Source organism: Glycomyces tarimensis, assembly GCF_054776215.1.
This window is the reverse complement of record NZ_BAAHCB010000015.1, coordinates 22,680-42,069: the sequence shown is the minus strand read 5'-3', so window position 1 is coordinate 42,069 and position 19,390 is coordinate 22,680. Positions and strand designations below refer to the sequence as shown.

Genomic DNA, 19,390 nt, shown 5'->3' with positions numbered 1-19,390 from the left:
TCGCGGTCGTCGGCGACCTCGCCGACGAGGCGGCCGTGACCGCCGCCGTCGAGCGCGTCGCCGCCGAGCTGGGCCGGCCCGGGATCCTCGTGAACAACGCCGGGATCCTCCGCGACAACCTGCTGTTCAAGATGACCGCCGACGACTGGGACGCGGTTCTGGGCGTGCACCTGCGGGGCGCGTTCCTCATGACCCGTGCCGTGCAGTCGCACATGGTCGACGCCGGATGGGGCCGGATCGTGAACCTGTCGAGCACCTCGGCGCTCGGCAACCGCGGGCAGGCCAACTACGCCGCCGCGAAGGCCGGTATGCAGGGATTCACCAAGACCCTCGCCATCGAGCTCGGCAAGTTCGGCGTCACCGCGAACGCCGTCGCCCCCGGTTTCATCCAGACCGAGATGACCAAGCTGACCGCCGAGCGCATCGGCGTGCCGTTCGACGACTTCCTGGCGCACGCCGCCAAGGAGGCGCCCGTCGGCCGCGTCGGGCAGCCCGAGGACATCGCCGCCGCCGTGGCCTTCTTCTGCTCCGAAGAGGCCGGCTTCGTCTCCGGTCAGGTGCTGTACGTGGCGGGAGGGCCCAAGGCATGAGCACGACGATCACGGTCGCCTCCCCCGCCGAGCTGGCGGACGCGGTCGGGCGCCGGGCCACCGGTGCGTGGTTCACCGTCGAGCAGGACCGCATCGACGCCTTCGCCGAGGCCACCGAGGACCGGCAGTGGATCCACGTCGACCCCGAGCGCGCCGCCGCCGGGCCGTTCGGGGCGACGATCGCGCACGGTTTCCTCACGCTCTCCCTGCTGCCGCGCCTGGCCTCCTCGCTGGTCGAGGTGGGGCGCACCGCCATGGCGATGAACTACGGGATGGACAAGGTGCGCTTCCTCAATCCCGTGCCCGCCGGCTCGCGGGTGCGCGCGACGACGGAGATCACCGCTGCGGAGACCACCGCCATGGGCGTGCGGCTCGGCTCGGCGGTGACCGTCGAGATCGAGGGCGTCGACAAGCCGGCGCTCATCGCCCAGACCATCTCGCTGTACGTCCCCGAGTCCTGAGGGACGCCGATGAGGCCCGGAGGACCACCGCGGTCGTCCGGGCCTGTGGTGTTCGAGGGGGCGGGCGTTCAGAGCCGTTCGACGACCATCGCCATGCCCTGGCCGCCGCCCACGCACATCGTCTCCAGCCCGTAGCGCCCGCCGGTGTCGGCGAGCGCGTTCAGGAGCGTGGAGGTGATCCGCGCGCCGGTCATGCCGAACGGATGCCCGACGGCGATCGCACCGCCCTTGACGTTCAGCTTCTCCTCGTCGATGCCGAGCATCCGCGCCGAGGGGATCACCTGCGCGGCGAACGCCTCGTTGATCTCCACGAGGTCCATGTCCTCGATGCCCAGGCCCGCCAGCGCGAGCGCCCTCCTGCTGGCCTCGACCGGTCCGAGGCCCATGATCTCCGGGGACAGGGCGCTCACGCCGGTGGAGACGATTCGCGCCACCGGCTCCAGCCCGAGCTCCTCGACGACCCGCTCGGAGACGACGACCACGGCGGCGGCGCCGTCGTTGAGCGGGCAGGCGTTGCCCGCGGTGACGGTGCCGTCGGGGCGGAACACCGGGTCCAAGGTGGCGAGCTTCTCCACCGTGGTGCCCGCGCGCGGGCTGTCGTCGGCGGAGACGACGGTGCCGTCGGCGAGAGTGACCGGGGTGATGTCGCGCTCCCAGAAGCCCTCGGCGATGGCCTGCTCGGCTCGCTGCTGGCTGCGAGCGGCGAAGGCGTCCTGCTGCTCGCGGCCGACGCCGCACAGGCCGGCGACGTTCTCGGCGGTCTGGCCCATCGCGATGTAGGGGTCGGGCAGGAGGCCATCCTGGCGCGGGTCCGTCCACACCAGGGCGCCGCCCTCGGCGCGTCGCTCGGTGCGCTCGAGGGCCTCGGCGAAGCGGGGGTTGTTCAGGTCGACGCCGGGGATGGCGTCGCTCGACCCTTCGGCCATGCCGCTGAGCGACTCGACGCCGGCCGAGACGAACACGTCGCCCTCGCCGGCCTTGATCGCGTGGAAGGCCATGCGGGTGGACTGGAGGCTGGAGGAGCAGTACCGGGTCACCGTGGTGCCGGGGACGGTGTCCCAGCCGAGCAGCACGGCGACGATGCGGGCCATGTTCATGCCCTGCCGCCCGCCCGGCAGTCCGCAGCCGAGCAGCAGGTCGTCGATCCTGGACGGATCCAGCCCGGGGACCCGGTCGACGGCGGCGCGCACCATCTGCGCGGCGAGGTCGTCGGCGCGGGTGTCCTTGAGCGACCCCTTGTGGGCCCGCCCGATGGGCGAGCGCGCGGTCGCGACGATGTAGGCCTCGGTCATGTGGTGTCCCTTTCTAGACGAATGCCTGGTGGCCGGTGATCGCCCGGCCGACGATGAGGGTGTTCATGTCGCGCGTGCCCTCGTAGGAGTAGACGGCCTCGGCGTCGGCGAAGTGCCGCGCGACGCCGTAGTCGAGTTGGATGCCGTTGCCGCCGAGGATCTCCCGGCACCATCCGACGGTCTCGCGCATGCGGGAGGTGACGAAGGCCTTGGCCATCGCGGCGTGCTCGTCGCGCTGGACGCCCTGGTCCTGCATGCGCGAGACCTGCACGCACATGGCGATGCTGGCGGTGATGTCGGCGAGCGTGCTCACGAGCTTGTCCTGCACGAGCTGGAAGGAGGCGATGGGCCGGCCGAACTGCTCGCGTTCCTTGGCGTACTTCGCGGCGGCCTCGTAGGCGCCGACGGCGATGCCGACGGCCTCCCAGGCGACTCCGGCGCGGGTGAGGCGCAGGATCTTGGCGACGTCGCGGAAGGAGTCGATGCGCTGGAGCCGGTCGGACTCGGGGACCTCGACGTCGGTCAGTTCGATGTCGGCGTTCTGGACCGAGCGCAGCGACTGCTTGCGCTCGATCTTGGTGGCGGTGAAGCCGGGCGCGTCTCCCCGCACGAGGAAGCCCTTGACCTGGCCTTCCTCGGTGTCCTTGGCCAAGATGACGGTGACGTCGGCGAAGGTGGCGTTGCCGATCCAGCGCTTGGCGCCGTTGAGGATCCAGGTGTCGCCGCGGCGCGTGGCGGTGGTGCGGAGCCCTTTGGCGGCGTCGGAGCCGGCGAGGGGCTCGGTGAGCCCGAAGGCGCCGATGGTCTCGCAGCGGCCCATGGGCGGCAGCCATTGCGCGCGCTGCTCGTCCGAGCCGCCGACGCCGATCGAGGTCATCGCGAGGCCGCTGGTGACGCCGACGAAGGTCGCGAACGAGGCGTCGACGCGGGCCATCTCGAGGGCGCACCAGCCGCGGTAGACGGCGCTGTTCTCGAAGCGGGCCGCCTCGGGCCACGCCGCGCCGACCACGCCGGTCTCGGCGAAGCCGGAGATGAGGTGGTACGGGAACTCGGCGCGTTCCCAGTAGTCGTCGGCGATGGGGCGGACCTCGCGTTCCATGAACTCCCGCAGGCCGAGCACGGCCTCGCGCTCCACCGGGGTGAGCGCGTCCTGGAAGGAGTAGAAGTCGGCGTCGAGCACGTCGTGGGCCATCGTCATCGGTCCTCCGATCCGGGCCGACCGAGCCGAACATTCCGACCGGTCGGTCTGTGACTAGTATGCATGATTACGTAATCCTTCCACCGATTGCCCCAAGGAGTGGCCATGACGGGATATCGACATGTGTTCCCATTGCGCTGGAACGACAACGATCAGTACGGCCACATGAACAACGCCGTGTACTACGAGGCGATGGACTCGGCGGTGAACATGTGGATGATGTCCAACGCGGCGCTCGACCCGCAAGGGCCCGTGATCGGGCTGGCACGGGCCTCGTCGTGCGAGTTCCTCGAGCCGGCGTCGTTCCCCGAGGTGCTGGAGGTCGACGTCGCCGTCGCCCGGCTCGGCACGACCTCGATCACCTGGGACCTGGCGATCGTGCGGAGCGGGGCGCCGGATCGCGACGCCCCGCTGGCGCTGGGCCGGTTCACGCACGTGTTCGTGGACCGGGACCGGCGCCGCCCGGTGCCGGTCCCCGAGCCGATCCGGTCCGCGGTGGTGGAGCGGCTCAAGGTGGGCTGAGCGGGGTCGCCGCTATTTCCCGAACGTCTCCACGAGCTCGCGCTTGAGGACCTTCCCGCTCGGACCGAGCGGGAGGGTCTCCACCAGGTGCACCACGCGCGGGTACTTGTAGGCGGCGACCTTCTCCTTCATGTACGCCACCAGCTCCTCGGCGGTCGCGCTGCGGCCCTCGGCGAGGACGACGGCGGCGTGGACCTCCTGGCCGTGCATCTCGTCCGGCACGCCGAAGATCGCCGCGATCGACACCGCGGGGTGCCGGGCCAGCACCGCCTCGACCTCCGTGGGGTACACGTTGTAGCCGTTGCGGATGATCATGTCCTTCTTGCGGTCCACGATGGTCACGATGCCGTCGGCGTCGACCGTGCCGAGGTCGCCGGTGCGGAACCAGCCGTCCACGACGGCGGCCGCGGTGGCGTCGGGCCGGCCCAGGTAGCCCTTCATGAGGTTGTGGCCGCGCACGACCAGTTCCCCGAGCTCGCTCTGGCCGTCCGGCGCGGGATCGGGCAGGAGCTCGATCCGGTCCTCGGCCTCGGGATCGGCCACGGCGACGTCGACGCCCCACATGGGACGGCCGACCGTGCCGGGCCGGATGGGCTCGGCGGTGATGTTGAACGTGCACGACGGGGAGGTCTCGGTGAGCCCGTAGCCCTCGTGGACCTGCGCCCCGTACGCCTCCTCGAACGCCTCCAGCAGCGCCACCGGCAGCGCCGCGCCGCCGGAGACGGCGTACCGCAGCGGCGGCCGGTCCGGTGAGCGCTTGGCGGCCTCGACCATCCCGGCGAAGTTGGTCGGGACGGCGGTGAACACGGTGGCCCGGTGGCGCGTCAGCAGCGCGAGCGCCTCGTCGGGGTCGAACTTCGGCAGCAGGATGATCGAGGCCCCGGTCCTGAAGGCCATGTTGAGCACGGCCATCTGCCCGAACGAGTGGAAGAACGGCAGCCCGCCGTAGACGATGTCGTCCGGGCGCATGTCGAAGGAGTCGATGAGCGAGCAGTGCACCTGCTCGATCATCGCCAGGTGCGAGCCGACGGCGCCCTTCGGCGTGCCGGTCGTGCCCGAGGTGTAGAGGATGGTCGCGGCGGCGAGCGGGTTGACCAGGGTGTGGCGGGCGATCGGCGTCGCCGCGGCGGCCTCCTCCTCCAGCCGGGCGACGGGTGCGCCGCCGAGCTCCAGGCCTTCGGGGGCGAGCACGGTCACCAGCGGCACCTTCGCGATCGCGGCGGCGGGCGCGGCCTCGGCCAGCATGGGCGCGGCGGCCACGACGAGGTCGGCCTCGGCGTCCTCGAGGACGAACGCGATCTCCTCGGCCTTGAACAGCAGGTGCACGGGAATCACGACGGCGCCGAGCGAGAGCGCGGCGTAGTAGACGCGCGGGAAGTCCGGCACGTTCGGCACCACCATCGCGACGCGCGAGCCGGCGCCGATGCCGCGCGCGGCCAGCGCCCCGGCGTACGCGCGGGTCTGCTCCCACAGGGCCCCATAGGTGATGGTGTGCCCCATGAAGTGGAGAGCGGGCCGCTCGGGGTGGCGGCGGGCGGTCTCGGCGAGGATGCTCGCGATCGAGAGCGTGCCTTGACCGGGTCCGTCGACGGCGGGGTCGGGACGGTGCGTCATTGCAGGTCTCCTTCCAGAGGGATTCGGGGTCGCATCTCGGCCTTGCCGAGGGCGGCGAGGTGGACCTCGTCGGGTCCGTCGGCCAGGCGCATCGCGCGCGCGCCGGCCAGCATCGCGGCCAAGGGCTCCTGGCCGGTCAGTCCCGCGGCGCCGAACAGTTGGATCGCCTGGTCGAGGATGCGCTGAACGGCGCGGGGAACGGCGATCTTGATGGCCTGGATCTCGGTCATGGCCCGCTTGTTGCCGACGGTGTCCATGAGCCAGGCGGTCTTGAGCACGAGCAGGCGCAGCGCTTCGAGCTCGATGCGGGACTCGGCGGCCCAGGCGCGGACGAGGCCCTTCTCGGCGAGCGGCCCGCCGAACGCGACGCGGTCGTTCGCTCTGGTCCGCGCCAGGTCGAGGGCGCGTTCGGCCATGCCGAGCGCGCGCATGCAGTGGTGGACGCGGCCGGGCCCGAGCCGGGCCTGGGCGATGGCGAAGCCCTCCCCTTCGCCGCCGAGGAGGTTCGCGGCCCGGACGCGGACGTCGTCGAAGTGGACTTCGGCGTGGCCGCCGTGGTCGCGGTCGTCGTAGCCGAGGACGGTCAGCGGCCGCACGACGGTGACCCCCGGCGTCTCGCGCGGGACGAGGACCATCGACTGCTGCCGGTGCCGCGGCGCCTCGGGGTCGGTCTTGCCCATGACGATGAACAGCCGGCAGTCGGGGTTCATCGCGCCGGTGGCGAACCATTTGCGGCCCGAGATCACGTAGTCGGCGCCGGCGCGGCGGATGTGGGTGGCGATCTGCGCGGCGTCCGAGGAGGCGACGTCGGGTTCGGTCATGCAGAACGCCGATCGGATCTCGGCCTCCAGCAGCGGTTCGAGCCATTGGCGCTGCTGCTCGCGGGTCCCGAAGTGGGCCAGGAGCTCCATGTTGCCGGTGTCGGGGGCGGCGCAGTTCATCGCGGCGGGTGCGAGGCGGGGGCTGTGCCCGGTGAGCTCGGCGACGGGGGCGTACTGGAGGTTGGTGAGCCCGGCGCCGCGGCCGTCGCCGTTCGGTCCGGGCGGCAGGAACAGGTTCCACAGGCCCCGCTCGCGCGCCACCTTCTGGAGCTCGCGCACGACGGGACGGAAGGTCCACTCCTCCGGTGTGGACTCGACCTGTTCGCGCAGCACGGCCTCGGCGGGCAGGACGTGCGCGTCCAGAAAGGCCCGCGCCTCCTCGACGTAGGCGGTCGTCATCTCGTCCGCTTGGAAATCCACAGCCCCTCCTCGGCCAGCGGCGCCACGAGGTCGCCGATCGTCTCGAACCCTTCGCCGACGGTCTGCCCGCCGGTGTAGCGGTAGTGGATGCCCTCGAGGATCACGGCCAGTTTGTAGCAGGCGAACGCCCGATACCAGGCCAGATCCGGCACACCGGTCCCCGAGCGGGAGGCATAGGCCTCGACGACCTCGTCGAAGTCGGGGTAGCCGGCGCCGGGCACGATCGCGCCCGCGGCGGCCTCGCCCCCGCGCAGTTCGCGTATGTGCCAGTACATGCCGAGCATCCCCAGGTCCACGAGCGGGTCTCCGAGCGTGGCCATCTCCCAGTCGAGGACGGCCGCGACGCGCGGCCGATCCCTCGGACCGGCGACGAGCACGTTGTCGAGCCGGTAGTCGCCGTGGACGACGCCGGCGCGCCGGCCCTCGTCGGGCGGCGAGGCGGCGAGCCGGTCCTGGAGTTCGTCGAGTGCCGGCTGCTCCCGCGACCTGGAGGCGTCGAGTTGACGCCTCCAGGTCTTCATCTGGCGGGCGAGGTAGCCGGCGGGGCGGCCGAAGTCGCCCAGGCCCACCGCTTCGGGGTCGGCGGCGTGCAGGTCGGCGAGGATCTCGGCGAGTTCGATGCCGAGCCGGCGCAGCCCGGTCTCCTCCCACCCGGCGTTCTGCGCCGGATTGGAGAGGACCTCGCCGTCGACGTACTCCATGACGAAGAAGACCGTGCCGGTGACCTCGCCGGCCTCGGTGTCGTCGACGAGGTCCACCGTGGACGGCACCGGGACGACGCCCTTGAGCGCCGAGATGACCCGGTGCTCGCGGCGCATGTCGTGCGCCGTGGAGAGCACGTGGCCCAGCGGGGGCCGCCGCAGCACCAGCGGCGTCCGCGCGCCGTCCACCCGGTAGGTGAGGTTGCTGCGCCCGCCGTCGATCAGCGCCGCCCTCAGCGGCGCGTCACCGGCGAGTTCCGGATGCTCGCGCTCAAGCCACCGGCCCAGGCCGGGCACGTCGAGCCCGGGCACCTCGGCCGTCTCGTCCACTTCGGTCATCGACTCCCTCTTCTTGTCCGGCGTTGCGTGTCCGCGCTTCCCGCTACTGAGGCGGGACGCCCTCGTTCTCCAGCGGCACGGGCTCGGCCTCGATCGTCTCGACCTGGCCGTTGCTCACGCTGTAGGTGGTGCCCACGTAGTCCTGGACGCCCTCGTCGACGATGGTGATGCCGACGCTGCGGTAGGCGGCGTGGTCGTCGGGGCCGAACGACAGCGGCACGATGCCGTTGCCGACGAGGTCGCCCGATTCGACGGCCTCCACGAGCGACTCGCGGGTGGGGTCCTCCCCCGCGGCCGCGAGCGCCTCGGCGAACAGGTAGGCGACGCTCATGCCGAACACCGTGTTGCCGGTGAACGGCTCGCCGCCGTTGTACTCCTCGTTGATCCGCGTGAACAGCTCGACCCATTCGCCCTCGGGGCTGAACGGGAGGTAGTTGACGCTCACCATGCCCTGGAGCAGGAGCGGGGCGGTCTCCTCGCCGAGGTAGCCCACGAGCGTCGGGTAGTCGGCCCCGGAGGACGAGACGTACCACCGCGGGAACCATTCGAGCTGTGCGGCGGTGCCGATCGCGCGCGCGGTGAAGCCGTTGATGGTGCCGAGCACGTTGATCTCGCAGTCGGCCTCCATCATGGCGCCGATCTGGGCGCTGACGTCCTCGCTGGAGACCGAGTAGTTCTGGATCTCGACGATGGTCTCGCCGCCGACGACGGCCTCGACGCCTTCGAGGATGCCCTCGCCGTAGTCGTCGTCCTGGCCGAGGACGCAGATCCTGGCGTCCGGGTCCTGCTCGACCGCGTACTGGGCGAGGGCGGCGCCCTCGGTGACGTAGTCGGCGTTGAAGGCGAAGGTGTTCGGATACACCCCAGGCTGGTTCCAGGTCAGGGAGCCGGAGGAGACGAACAGGTCGGGGACGCCCTGCTGGTCGAGGTAGTCGAGCACGGACGAGTGAGTGGGCGTGCCGAGGCCGTTGACGATCGCGAAGACGTCGTCCTCGGTGACGAGCTCGCGGACGACCGACTGCGTATTCGCCGGGTCGTAGGCGTCGTCCTTGACGATGTACTCGATGTCGCGGCCGTGGATGCCGCCGTTGTCGTTGAGGTACTCGAAGTACGCGGTGGTGGCCGCCGAGATGGTCGAGTAGCCGGCCGCGGCGGGGCCGGTCAAGGGCTGGTGGGTGCCGATGGTGACGGTGTCGTCGGTGATGCCGGGGGTGTCCTCCGAATCGCCGGGGGTGCTGCACGCGGTCAGCCCGAGGGCCGCCGCGGCGGCCAAGGCGGCCGCCGTTCTGGTGGGGATTCGCATTCCGATCACCTCTCTGTGTTCGTTGCAGGGGTTGCGATGTCAGTGGGCTCGGAGGCCGGTGCGGGCTCGGCCGGCGGGGCCGTCGGCTTTCGGCGGCGGAGCCGCCCGAGCAGGCCGGCCACGCCCTGCGGCCAGGCGATCGTCACCGCGACGATGACGAGGCCGAACAGCAGGACGGCGAGGTTGCCGTCGAGCCGCTGCCCGAGATCGGCGGGCACGGCGCCGACGAGCTCGTCGACCACCCAGGGCAGGGCGACGATGAGGACCGCGCCGACGGCGGCCCCGCCGATGCTGCCGAGGCCGCCGATGACGGCGGCGACCACGAGGGAGAGCGAGAACGCCAGGCCGTACCCGCCGGGGGTGACCTGCTGGGTGACGATCGCCAGCGCCGCGCCGCCGAGTCCGGCGGGGATCGCGCTGGCGACGAACGCGCCGGTCTTGACCGCACCGGGATCCACTCCGGACAGCTGCGAGGCGGTCTCGTCGCCGAGGACGGCGCGCATGCGCAGGCCGGCCCGGCCGGAGCGGAGCGCGACGAGCGGCACCACGGCGACGGCGGCGATGACGATCGCGAGCCACGCGTGCCACTGCTCGACGGCGATGAGGGCCGCGAGGGGCTCGGGTACCGCCAAGAACGGTGCGCGGGCGCCTTGGTCGCCGCCGATCGGGAGGGTGCTCGCCGCCGAGGGCAGCGCGATGACGAGGGCGAGGGTCAGGCCCGCGAGGTAGGGCCCCTTGAGCCGGGCGGCGGCCATGCCGAGCAGGAGGCCGAGCACGCCGGAGACGGCGACGGCTCCGGCGAGGCCCGCGAGGAGGATGAGCACGGTCGACTCGGGGGCGGCCTCGGCGACCGCCGTGGCGGTCATGGCGAAGCCGTAGCCGCCGGAGGCCATGAGCACCGCGTGGCCGAGGGAGAGCTGGCCGGTGAGTCCGACCAGGACGGTGAGTCCGGCGACGGCGGCGAAGCAGGCGGCGGCGGTGGCGAGCTGGTAGTTGCGGAACGGGTCGAGGCCGAAGGTGGCCGCGAGGGCGAGGAGGGTGAGCAGCGCGGCGCGCAGGGAGAGCCTCATGCTGACCGGGCCTCCCTCGCGGAGAAGAGTCCGCCCGGTCGCACCAGGAGCACCACCGTCAGGAGGGCGAGCACGGCCAGTGGCACGGCGGCGGCCGAGACGTACCCGGTGACGAGGCTGGCGAGCATCCCGATGGCGACGCCGGCCACGAGGGCGCCGACCGGGGAGTCGAGCCCGCCGACCACGGCGACGGCGAAGGCGTTGACGAAGAGCAGGTCGGCGGCGTGCGGGTTGAGGCCGAGTTCGGTGGGCACCAGCAGGAGCGCGGCGAGTGCCGCCGCGGCCACCGAGAGCATCCAGCCGACGGTGACCATGCGGGGCACGCGCACGCCGAGGAGCCGGGAGGTCTCGGGTGCGAAGGCGGCGGCCCGCAGTTGCAGACCGAGGGAGGTGCGAGCGAACAGCAGCGCGAGCGCGGCCATGACGACTGCGGCGATGACGAGGGTGAACAGCCCGTACGGGGAGAGCACGGGGACGTCACCGACGATGAAGGGCCGCTCGGAGAACGGCGCGCTGATCGGGCGGTGCTCGGGGCCGAAGGCGATGGCGAGCCCGGCTTGGAGGACCATCACCAGTCCGATCGCGACGATCATGCTCGGCAGGGGCGTCTGATGCGGCACCCGTTTCATGAGCCCGCGTTCGACGGCCGCACCGAGGAGCGCTCCCGTCGCGAGCCCGCCGAACAGGCCGAGCCAGTACGAGCCGGTGGCGGCGGTGAGCGCGAAGGCGACGTACACGGCGCACACGGCCATGGCGGCTTGGGCGAAGTTCACCACCCGGGCCGCGCGCCACACGATCACCAAGGAGAGGGCGAAGAGCGCCAGGACGGCCCCGCGGGCGAGACCGGTCGAGAGCAGGAAGACGAGTCGGTCCATCAGAACCCCAGGTAGGCGTGCCGGAGGGCGGGATCGGCGGCGAGGGCGGCGGCCGGTCGATCGGCCACCACCTCGCCGAGGGAGAGCACCACGCCGCGGTGGGCCACGGAGAGGGCGCCGGTGACGTTCTGCTCGGCGAGCAGCACGGTCAGGCCGGTGCGTTCGGCGGTCTCGCGGAGCACGCCGAGCAGCTGCGCCACGACGAGCGGGGCGAGGCCGAGGGAGGGTTCGTCGAGCAGCAGGACGCGTGGACGGGAGACGAGCGCGCGGGCCAGCGCGAGCATTTGACGCTCGCCTCCCGAGAGGGTGTGCCCGGCGGCGTGGCGGCGGCGGGCGAGGGGTTCGAAGAGGTCGTACATCTCCTCGACGGCGGCGCGGCGGGCCCGGCCGCGGTGCCGCCACAGGGCGCCGAGTCGGAGGTTCTCCTCGACGGTGAGTTCGACGACGACGCTGCGCCCTTCGGGGACGAGCGCCAGCCCGCGCCGGACGCGGTCCTCGGTGGACACTGCCGTGAGGTCGTCGCCGTCGAGCAGGATCCGGCCGCCGCGGGCGGCGACCTGGCCGGTGAGGGCGCGGAGCAGTGTGGTCTTGCCGGCGCCGTTGGCGCCGAGAAGGGCGACGATGGCGCCGTCGGCGATCTCGATGCTCAGCGCTGCGATGACGGGGGCGCCGTCGCCGTAGCCGACGGTGAGGTCGCGGCAGGTCAGGGTGCTCATGAGGCGGCCTCCAAACCGAGGTAGGCGGCTTCGACGGCGGGGTCGCCGCGCACCTGGTCGGGTTCGCCGCAGGCGATGACCCTGCCGAAGTCGAGGACGACGACGCGGTCGGCGATGTCCATGACGAAGTCGACGTGGTGCTCCACGAGCAGGACGGCGCAGCCGGCGTCGGCGACGCGGCGGATCGCGGCGGTGAGCGCGGCGATGTCGGCGGGGGCGAGGCCGCCGGCGGGCTCGTCGAGCAGCAGGAGGTCCGGTTGGGAGACGAGCGCGCGGGCGAGTGCGACGCGTTTGCGCTCGGGGTAGGGCAGGGTGCCGGCGGGGCGGTCGGCGGCGTCGGCGAGGTCGAGCTCGTCGAGGATCGCGCGGGTCCGGGCGGCGGCCTCGGCGGAGGTGACGCGCAGGCTCGACATCGGCACGAGGAGGTGTTCGCGGACGCTCATGCGGTCGAACAGTCCCAGTCCCTGGAGGGTGCGGGAGACGCCCGCTGCCAGGAGGCCGGTGGGCTTGCCCGGTGCGGGGCGGCCGCCGATGCGGACGGCGCCGGCGCGGGGTTTCACGAGGCCGCACACGGCGTTGAACACGGTGGTCTTGCCGGCGCCGTTGGGGCCGATGAGGGCGACCGTCTCGCCGTCGCCGACGGTGAATGCGACGTCGTCGAGGGCGGTGAGGCCGCCGAAGGTCACGTGGAGGCCGCTCACTTCGAGCCGAGGGGGCCCGCCGGGCGGAGGGGTCTTCGTCATCTTGGTACTCGCACCTCTTCGTGTCGGAGTACCGCCACTCTACCTGAAATACCGACCGGACGGTATGTGCGTGGCGGTGTGAATCCATTTCGATATGGAGACGGCTCGAACCGAGGTCTCAGACGTGTGGGATGCCGGCGGTCATGCCGCCGTCCACGACGATCTCGGTGCCGGTCACGTAGGCCGAGGCGTCGCTCGCGAGGAACAGGACCGCGCCGGTGAGGTCGCCCGGGACGCCCCCGCGCGTGAGCGGGATGATGAGCGCGTCGGGGTCGATGCGCTTGCTCATCTCGGTGTCGATGAAGCCCGGGTGGATCGAGTTGACGCGGATGCCTGAGGAGCCCAGTTCGACAGCGAGCGACTTGGTCAGCCCGCGGACGGCGAACTTCGAGGCGGTGTAGCCGTGGAGGCGGACGCTGCCGCGCAGTCCCTCCACTGAGGAGACGTTGACGATCGAGCCGCGCCCGGCGGCCTTCATCGCCGGGACCACGGCCCGGCAGCCGAGGAAGGTGCCGGTGAGGTTCACGGCGATCACCGCGTTCCACTTCTCGAGGGTGAAGTGCTCGATCGGCGCGGCGTTGGCGATCCCGGCGTTGTTCACCAGCACGTCAACGCCGCCGAACGATGCGATCGTGTCGGCGACGGTGCGGTCCCAGGCCGCCTCGTCGGCCACGTCCAGCCGCGTGAAGCGGGCGCGGTCGCCGAGCTCGGCGGCCAGCGCCTCGCCCTCCTCGGCGAGGATGTCGGCGATGACGACGCCGGCGCCCGCGCCGTGCAGGGCCCGGACGTAGGCCTCCCCGATGCCGCGCGCGCCGCCAGTGACGATCGCGACGCGTCCGTCCATATCGGTCATCTCCACCGCCTCACTCGGCGATCCGCACCACGAGCCGCCCCGTGGTGCTCCCGGACGCCACCCGCTGGACCGCCGCGGCGGCCTGGTCGAACGGCACGACCTCGGCCACGACGGGGCGGACGGCGCCCTCGTCGGCCAATCGCGTGAGCTCCTCGTGCGCCTCGACGACGAGCTCCGGGCGGCGCTGCTGGTACAGGGCCCAGTGGAGACCGAGCACGCTGTAGTTCTTGACGAGGGGGTGGCCCGCCTGGACGGCGGGGATGGTGCCGCTGGCGAAGCCGACCACGATGATGCGTCCCTCGAAGGCCACGCAGCGGGTCGAGCCCTCGAAGGCCTCGCCGCCGACGGGGTCGAACACGACGTCGGCGCCGCCCAGCTCGCGCTTGACCGCGCCGATCCAGTCGTCCTCGCGCAGCAGGACCTCGCCCGCGCCCGAGGCGCGGGCGACCTCGGCCTTGGCGGCGCTGCCGACGACGCCGACCACGGTCGCTCCGGCGGCGGCCCCGAGCTGGCAGGCGGCGGTGCCGACCCCGCCCGCGGCGGCGTGGACGAGCAGAGTCTCTCCGGATCGGAGCGCGGCGCGGCGGTGGAGGCCGAACCACGCGGTCTGGTAGGCGATCGTGAGCGAGGCGGCGGCCGCGTCGTCGAGCGACGCCGGGGCCGGGCGCACGGCCTCGGCCGGCACGGCGGCGTACTCCGCCATGACGCCGATCTTCGAACCGACGACACGCGTGCCCGTCTCGAGTCCGGTCACGCCCGGCCCGAGGGCGACGACGTCGCCGCACAGCTCGATGCCGGGGATGAACGGCAGCTCGGGGCGTACCTGGTAGCGGCCTCGGGCCAGGAGCGCGTCGGGGAAGTTCACCGCGGCGGCGCGCACCCGGACGAGGACCTCGCCGGGCCCCGGTTCGGGCAGCTCGACCTCGTGCACTTCCATGACCCGCTCGGGTTCGCCGTGGGCGGTCACACGCCAGGCGCGCATCGAATCAGCCATCGGTCCTCCTGATGCCTCGCAGGAACAGCTCGGTGATCTGCTGGGCCACTTCGCCCTTGGTCTCGGGTCCTTCGGGCGAGTACCAGTGCGGCAGATAGTGGACGTCGGAGAAGAAGTGCGCGATGAGCACCGAGGTCGGCATGTCGTCGCGGAAGCGGCCCTCGGCCTGGCCGCGGGCGATGAGTTCGGCGAACGCGTCGTGGTATTCGCGGCGGCGGCGCTTGACCTCCTGCTGGCGCTCGGGCGCGAGCATGTGCTGGCTGCGGAAGAAGATGGTGCCTTCGGGAAGGAAGTCGATGGAGGTGACGACCACGTCCTCGCACACGGCGCGCAGGACCTCCTCGGCCTCGCCGCCCCGAGCGGTGATCTCGTCGAGCCGCCGCTTCTGGAGCGACAGCATGCGCTCGTAGATCGCGAACAGGAGGTCGTCCTTGGAGGTGAAGTAGTGGTACATCGCGCCTTTGGTGACGCCGGCGGCCTGCACGATCTGCTGGACGCTGGTATTGGCGTAGCCCTGTTCGGCGAACAGTTCCAGTGCGGCGCGCAGGACTTCGTCGGGGACGCTCTTGGTCTTCATGGCACCCATCTTTCACCCCGCCTGCCGGTTGCCGGCGCCGCCGTCGACGAGCAGCGTCTGTCCGGTGATCCACGCGGCGTCATCGGACAGGAGGAAGGCGGCGGGTCCGGCGACGTCCTCGGGGACGCCGAGGCGGCCCAGAGGGTAGGCCGCGGCGGCCTGCTCCTCGCGTCCTTCGTAGAGCGCCCGGGAGAGTTTGGTCTTGATGACGGCGGGGGCGAGCGCGTTGACGCGCACGGCTGGGGCGAGCTCGTCGGCGAGCTGGATCGTCAGGTTGATCAGGGCGGCCTTGGAGACGCCGTAGAAGCCGATGTTGGGGCTGGCGGCGGTGCCGGCGATCGAGGCCATGTTCAGCACCGAGCTCGGCTGCGCGGCGGCGACGGCGTCGCGGGTCCAGTCCAGGGACGCGAGCACGTTCACCTCGAAGACCTTGCGGGCGAGGTCGGCGTCGAGGCCGGTGAGCGGGCCCCAGGCGGGGTTGATGCCGGCGTTGTTGACCAGGTGGTCGAGCCGGCCGAACCGCTCGAGCGCGCGCGCGAGGGCCTCGGCGCGGTGCCCCGGGTCGTCGGCGCGGCCGCGCACCCCGCAGGCGCGCTCCTCGCCGAGGCCGGCCACCGCCGCGTCCAGGCGCTCCTCGTCGCGCCCGGTGATGACCACCGAGGCGCCCTCGGACACCAGCCGCTGGGCGACCGCCAGTCCGATGCCCCTGCTGGCCCCGGTGATCAGGGCGACTCTGCCCTCGAACCTCTGCATGCGCGACTCCATACCGTCTGGTCGGTTTGCAGTCGACCCTACCATGCGCCGCCCGCGCACTCCGGCGGACGCTTTACGCCAGCGAGCCCCAACCGGGGAACAGGTGCATGCGGTCCTCGGCGGCCGGCCGGTCGAGGAGGACGTCGGCCCACCGTGCGGCGCACAGGGAGACGGCGCCGTCGGCGGGACCGTCGAGCACATAGGCGATGAGCCTGAGCTCGACTTCGGACATCATCGCGGCGATGATCCGGTGGACGCCGTCGAGCAGCAGCACGTGGTGGTCGACCGCATAGGCCGGGATGAGGAGCATGACGGGGCCGTGCTGCTCGGCGAAGCGGTGGCGGAAGTAGCCGACCCGCGCCGCCACGCCGTTGTTCCAGGAGGTCGGGCTGCGCACGGCCTGCCCGATCGTCATCGGCGTCGAGCCCAGGTCGAACTCCGAGCCGGGACCGCCCGCCCCGCCGGCGAACCACGGCGTGAGCATGCGTGCGATGCGGGACCTGTCGGTGACGACGAGCTCGGTCACGGGCGCGCTGCAACGCTCGAGCCGTTCCCATGACAACCGCACGCCTATCGAATCGGCGAACAGTTGATGAAAAGTACTCAGGTCCACTTGCTCAATTTACAACCGGGAAACCTGCCGTCACTCGGTCGAACGGTCAGACTTGCGCGTCTGCGATTCACCGAATAGGAGGTGCGACGGTCCCCCGCTCGACCAGGCGCACGCCGAGGGTGAGCGCCTTGTCCGGATGCTCGCGGCCCGCGAGGCGGTCGAGCAGCAGCCGCACCGTCATCGAGGACTTCGCGGGCAGGTCCTGGGCGACCGTCGTCAGTTTCGGGGTGACGTAGGTGGCGATGTCGAGGTCGTCGTAGCCGATGACCGACACGTCGCCGGGAACGGTCCGTCCCGACTCCGCCAGGCCCTCCATGACGCCGATGGCCATGATGTCGGCGGTCCCGAAGACCGCCGTGACCTCGGGGTGCCGTTCGGCCAGGCGGCGCCCGAAGGCGAGACCGTCGGCGTGCGTGGTCTCCACCGCGAAGAGCAGCCGCTCGTCCCAGGCGATCCCGGCCCCGTCGAGCACGTGCCGGAAGCCCTCGTAGCGCTGGCGGACGACGCCGGTCGCGGAGAAGGGCGGGCCGGCGAAGGCGATGCGCCGGTGCCCCAGACCGACGAGGTGCCGCGCCGCCAGCTCGGCCCCGGCGAAGTCGTCGGAGCGCACGCCGATGGTCAGTGCGTTCTCGGAGTAGCTGTCCATCGCGACCAGCGCGACATCGCCGACGGTGCGGCTGGTGAGCCGGTCGATCTCCCAGTCCTGGAAGCCCAGCAGGACCGCGCCGTCGAGGTTCCACGAGCGCAGTGCCTCGGTGATCTCGTCGGGGCGCGCGATGCCGCGGAGCATGAGGTGGTAGTCGTGTTTGCGCAGCTCGCGTTCGAGCATGCCGATGACCTCGACGGTGTGGGGGCTCATGGTGAGGCTGTTGTCGTCGACGGCGGGCACGAGGAGTCCGATCAGCCTGGAGGACTTGGCGGCCAGGCTCCTGGCCGACGCGCTCGGCACGTAGCCGCGCTGCTCGACGATCCGGAGGATGCGGTCCCTGGTGGCCTCGGAGACCCGCGCCTGCTTTCCGTTGACCACATTGGACACTGTCATGAGACTGACGCCGGCCTCGGCGGCGATGTCCTTCAGCGTGACGCGCAAGGGGGCTCCTTTCGGGAACGGCGGGCAAGCGCTCTCGGTCCGAGTGCCGGACATCCGCTGTTGACAAGTCTGACATCCAAGGTTTAAGCTCTCGGAAAGGTATAGCGCTAAACCTATCATGACCAGCGACTTCCATCGCTGCCATGCCGACCGAAAGGAACCCGCGTGCATTCCCGACCCCGAACCGAAACGGCCGACGCCTGGTGGCGCGGCGCGGTGATCTACCAGGTCTACCCGCGCAGCTTCGCCGACTCGAACGGCGACGGGACCGGCGATCTGGAGGGTGTCCGCTCGCGACTGCCCTACCTCGCCGAGCTCGGGGTCGACGCCCTCTGGTTCACCCCCTGGTACCGCTCGCCGCAGGCCGACGGCGGCTACGACGTGGCCGACTACCGGCAGATCGACCCCGCCTTCGGGACCTTGGCGGACGCCGAGCGGCTCATCGCCGACGCGCTCGCGCTCGGCATCCGCACCATCGTGGACATCGTCCCCAACCACCTCTCCTCGGAGCACCGCTGGTTCCGCGAGGCGTTGCTCGCCGACCCCGGTGACCCCTCGCGGGACCGCTTCTGGTTCCGCGAGGGGCGCGGCGAGAACGGCGAGGTGGCGCCCAACGACTGGAAGTCCACCTTCGGCGGCCCGGCATGGACGCGCACCGAGAACCCCGACGGCGCCCCCGGGCAGTGGTACCTGCACCTGTTCGCCCCCGAGCAGCCGGACCTGAACTGGTCGCACCCGGATGTGGCCGCCGAGCACGAAGCGGTGCTGCGGTTCTGGTACGACCGCGGGGTCGCCGGCGTCCGCGTCGACTCGGCCACGATGCTCGTCAAGGACCCCGAGCTGCCGGAGTTCCGGGAGCACTACGGGGACGGCGAACACCCCCACCTCGATCGTGACGAGGTCCACGACGTCTACCGCGGCTGGCGGGCGATCGCCGACTCCTATGAGGAGCCGCGCCTGCTCGTCGGTGAGGTCTGGCTCGCCGAGACCGAGCGGTTCGTGCGCTACCTGCGCGACGACGAGATGCACACGGCCTTCAACTTCGACTTCATGACCCGCCCGTGGGAGGCCGCGGCGCTGCGCGAGTCGATCCGATCGACCTTCGACGCCCACCGGCGGGTCGGCGCCGCGCCCACCTGGGTCCTGTCCAACCACGACGTCACCCGCACCGTCACCCGCTACGGCCGGGCCGACAGTTCGTTCTCCTTCGACGCCAAGCGCTTCGGCGTGCCGACCGACCTCGAACTCGGCGTACGCCGGGCCCGGGCCGCCGCGCTGCTCACCGCCGCGCTTCCCGGGGTCCTCTACGTCTACCAGGGCGAAGAGCTCGGCCTGCCCGAGGTGGAGGACCTGCCCGATGGCGCCCGCCAGGACCCGATGCACTACCGCAGCGGCGGCACCGACCCCGGCCGCGACGGCTGCCGCGTGCCCCTGCCGTGGACCAAGGACGGGACGACCTTCGGCTTCAACGCGCCCGGCTCGGCAGCCCCGTGGCTCCCCCAGCCCGCCGACTGGGGCTCCTACGCCGTCGAGGCGCAGGCGGCCGACCCCGCGTCGATGCTCGCGCTCTACCGCGAGGCCATCGCCCTGCGCCGCGGTGAGCGCGCGCTGCGCGGCGAGGACTTCACCTGGCTCGACACCGGATCCGAGGTGCTCGCCTTCCGCCGAGGCGAGGACCTGGCCTGCGTCGTCAACTTCGGCGACGCGCCGGCGGACCTGCCCGACCACGAAGGCGTGCTCATCGCGAGCGCGCCGCTCATCGACGGACGGCTTCCCGCCGACGCGGCCGCCTGGCTGCGCACCTGACGGCGGACGCATCCCTCTATCCACCTGCACAAGGAGCAA

At 71.8% G+C, this 19,390-nt stretch carries 20 protein-coding genes; 4 read left to right on the top strand and 16 right to left on the bottom strand.

Annotated features, from left to right (window positions below):
• Positions 1 to 590, top strand: a 590-nt coding sequence (locus ACYVK3_RS12360; protein ID WP_460497625.1) for an SDR family oxidoreductase, incomplete at its 5' end; no start/stop codon positions are given.
• Complete coding sequence (locus tag ACYVK3_RS12355; RefSeq protein ID WP_460497624.1) at positions 587 to 1,051, top strand: MaoC family dehydratase; 465 nt, start codon at positions 587 to 589, stop codon at positions 1,049 to 1,051. The genes ACYVK3_RS12360 and ACYVK3_RS12355, both read left to right, overlap by 4 nt.
• A gap of 68 nt (positions 1,052 to 1,119) precedes the next feature.
• Here ACYVK3_RS12355 and ACYVK3_RS12350 read toward each other — a convergent pair whose 3' ends face one another.
• Both ACYVK3_RS12350 and ACYVK3_RS12345 read right to left on the bottom strand, forming a co-directional pair.
• Positions 1,120 to 2,343, bottom strand: a complete 1,224-nt coding sequence (locus ACYVK3_RS12350) for an acetyl-CoA C-acetyltransferase (protein ID WP_460497623.1) — start codon at positions 2,341 to 2,343, stop codon at positions 1,120 to 1,122.
• 13 nt (positions 2,344 to 2,356) lie between these two features.
• A complete protein-coding gene (locus ACYVK3_RS12345; RefSeq protein ID WP_460497746.1) occupies positions 2,357 to 3,535 on the bottom strand; it encodes an acyl-CoA dehydrogenase family protein in 1,179 nt (392 codons plus the stop codon).
• A 111-nt stretch (positions 3,536 to 3,646) separates the two neighbouring features.
• On the opposite strand from ACYVK3_RS12345, the gene ACYVK3_RS12340 reads away from it, so the two are divergent.
• Positions 3,647 to 4,063 (top strand): acyl-CoA thioesterase, encoded by a 417-nt coding sequence (locus tag ACYVK3_RS12340; protein WP_460497622.1) that lies wholly within the window; start codon positions 3,647 to 3,649, stop codon positions 4,061 to 4,063.
• Between the two features lie 12 nt (positions 4,064 to 4,075).
• Here the strand turns inward: ACYVK3_RS12340 and ACYVK3_RS12335 are convergent, their stop codons facing one another.
• The 14 genes from ACYVK3_RS12335 to ACYVK3_RS12270 form a co-directional block, all read right to left on the bottom strand.
• A complete protein-coding gene (locus ACYVK3_RS12335; protein ID WP_460497621.1) occupies positions 4,076 to 5,677 on the bottom strand; it encodes a long-chain-fatty-acid--CoA ligase in 1,602 nt (533 codons plus the stop codon).
• Entirely contained in the window at positions 5,674 to 6,918 is a 1,245-nt protein-coding gene (locus ACYVK3_RS12330; RefSeq protein ID WP_460497620.1) for an acyl-CoA dehydrogenase family protein, read from the bottom strand. Before ACYVK3_RS12330 ends, ACYVK3_RS12335 begins: the two co-directional genes overlap by 4 nt.
• Positions 6,894 to 7,958: a phosphotransferase family protein gene (locus ACYVK3_RS12325; protein ID WP_460497619.1), complete on the bottom strand. Its 1,065-nt coding sequence runs from the start codon at positions 7,956 to 7,958 to the stop codon at positions 6,894 to 6,896. Before ACYVK3_RS12325 ends, ACYVK3_RS12330 begins: the two co-directional genes overlap by 25 nt.
• A gap of 43 nt (positions 7,959 to 8,001) precedes the next feature.
• Complete coding sequence (locus tag ACYVK3_RS12320; RefSeq protein WP_460497618.1) at positions 8,002 to 9,261, bottom strand: ABC transporter substrate-binding protein; 1,260 nt, start codon at positions 9,259 to 9,261, stop codon at positions 8,002 to 8,004.
• A 5-nt stretch (positions 9,262 to 9,266) separates the two neighbouring features.
• Positions 9,267 to 10,331: a branched-chain amino acid ABC transporter permease gene (locus ACYVK3_RS12315; protein WP_460497617.1), complete on the bottom strand. Its 1,065-nt coding sequence runs from the start codon at positions 10,329 to 10,331 to the stop codon at positions 9,267 to 9,269.
• Complete coding sequence (locus ACYVK3_RS12310) at positions 10,328 to 11,206, bottom strand: branched-chain amino acid ABC transporter permease (RefSeq protein WP_460497616.1); 879 nt, start codon at positions 11,204 to 11,206, stop codon at positions 10,328 to 10,330. The genes ACYVK3_RS12315 and ACYVK3_RS12310 overlap by 4 nt, the downstream gene beginning before the upstream one ends.
• Positions 11,206 to 11,922, bottom strand: a complete 717-nt coding sequence (locus ACYVK3_RS12305; RefSeq protein WP_460497615.1) for an ABC transporter ATP-binding protein — start codon at positions 11,920 to 11,922, stop codon at positions 11,206 to 11,208. Before ACYVK3_RS12305 ends, ACYVK3_RS12310 begins: the two co-directional genes overlap by 1 nt.
• On the bottom strand, positions 11,919 to 12,665 hold the full coding sequence (locus tag ACYVK3_RS12300) for an ABC transporter ATP-binding protein (RefSeq protein ID WP_460497614.1): 747 nt from the start codon (positions 12,663 to 12,665) through the stop codon (positions 11,919 to 11,921). The genes ACYVK3_RS12305 and ACYVK3_RS12300 overlap by 4 nt, the downstream gene beginning before the upstream one ends.
• 118 nt (positions 12,666 to 12,783) lie before the next feature.
• Complete coding sequence (locus tag ACYVK3_RS12295) at positions 12,784 to 13,518, bottom strand: SDR family NAD(P)-dependent oxidoreductase (RefSeq protein WP_460497613.1); 735 nt, start codon at positions 13,516 to 13,518, stop codon at positions 12,784 to 12,786.
• A 10-nt stretch (positions 13,519 to 13,528) separates the two neighbouring features.
• Entirely contained in the window at positions 13,529 to 14,512 is a 984-nt protein-coding gene (locus ACYVK3_RS12290) for an NADPH:quinone oxidoreductase family protein (protein WP_460497612.1), read from the bottom strand.
• On the bottom strand, positions 14,505 to 15,089 hold the full coding sequence (locus tag ACYVK3_RS12285) for a TetR/AcrR family transcriptional regulator (RefSeq protein ID WP_460497611.1): 585 nt from the start codon (positions 15,087 to 15,089) through the stop codon (positions 14,505 to 14,507). The genes ACYVK3_RS12290 and ACYVK3_RS12285 overlap by 8 nt, the downstream gene beginning before the upstream one ends.
• Positions 15,090 to 15,101: 12 nt before the next feature.
• Positions 15,102 to 15,842, bottom strand: a complete 741-nt coding sequence (locus tag ACYVK3_RS12280; protein WP_460497610.1) for an SDR family oxidoreductase — start codon at positions 15,840 to 15,842, stop codon at positions 15,102 to 15,104.
• Between the two features lie 73 nt (positions 15,843 to 15,915).
• Complete coding sequence (locus ACYVK3_RS12275) at positions 15,916 to 16,368, bottom strand: hypothetical protein (RefSeq protein WP_460497609.1); 453 nt, start codon at positions 16,366 to 16,368, stop codon at positions 15,916 to 15,918.
• Positions 16,369 to 16,522: 154 nt separating this feature from the next.
• On the bottom strand, positions 16,523 to 17,545 hold the full coding sequence (locus ACYVK3_RS12270) for a LacI family DNA-binding transcriptional regulator (protein WP_460497608.1): 1,023 nt from the start codon (positions 17,543 to 17,545) through the stop codon (positions 16,523 to 16,525).
• 165 nt (positions 17,546 to 17,710) lie between these two features.
• Here ACYVK3_RS12270 and ACYVK3_RS12265 point away from each other — a divergent pair, with 165 nt between their 5' ends.
• On the top strand, positions 17,711 to 19,351 hold the full coding sequence (locus ACYVK3_RS12265) for a glycoside hydrolase family 13 protein (RefSeq protein ID WP_460497607.1): 1,641 nt from the start codon (positions 17,711 to 17,713) through the stop codon (positions 19,349 to 19,351).
• The last annotated feature ends 39 nt before the right edge of the window (positions 19,352 to 19,390 follow it).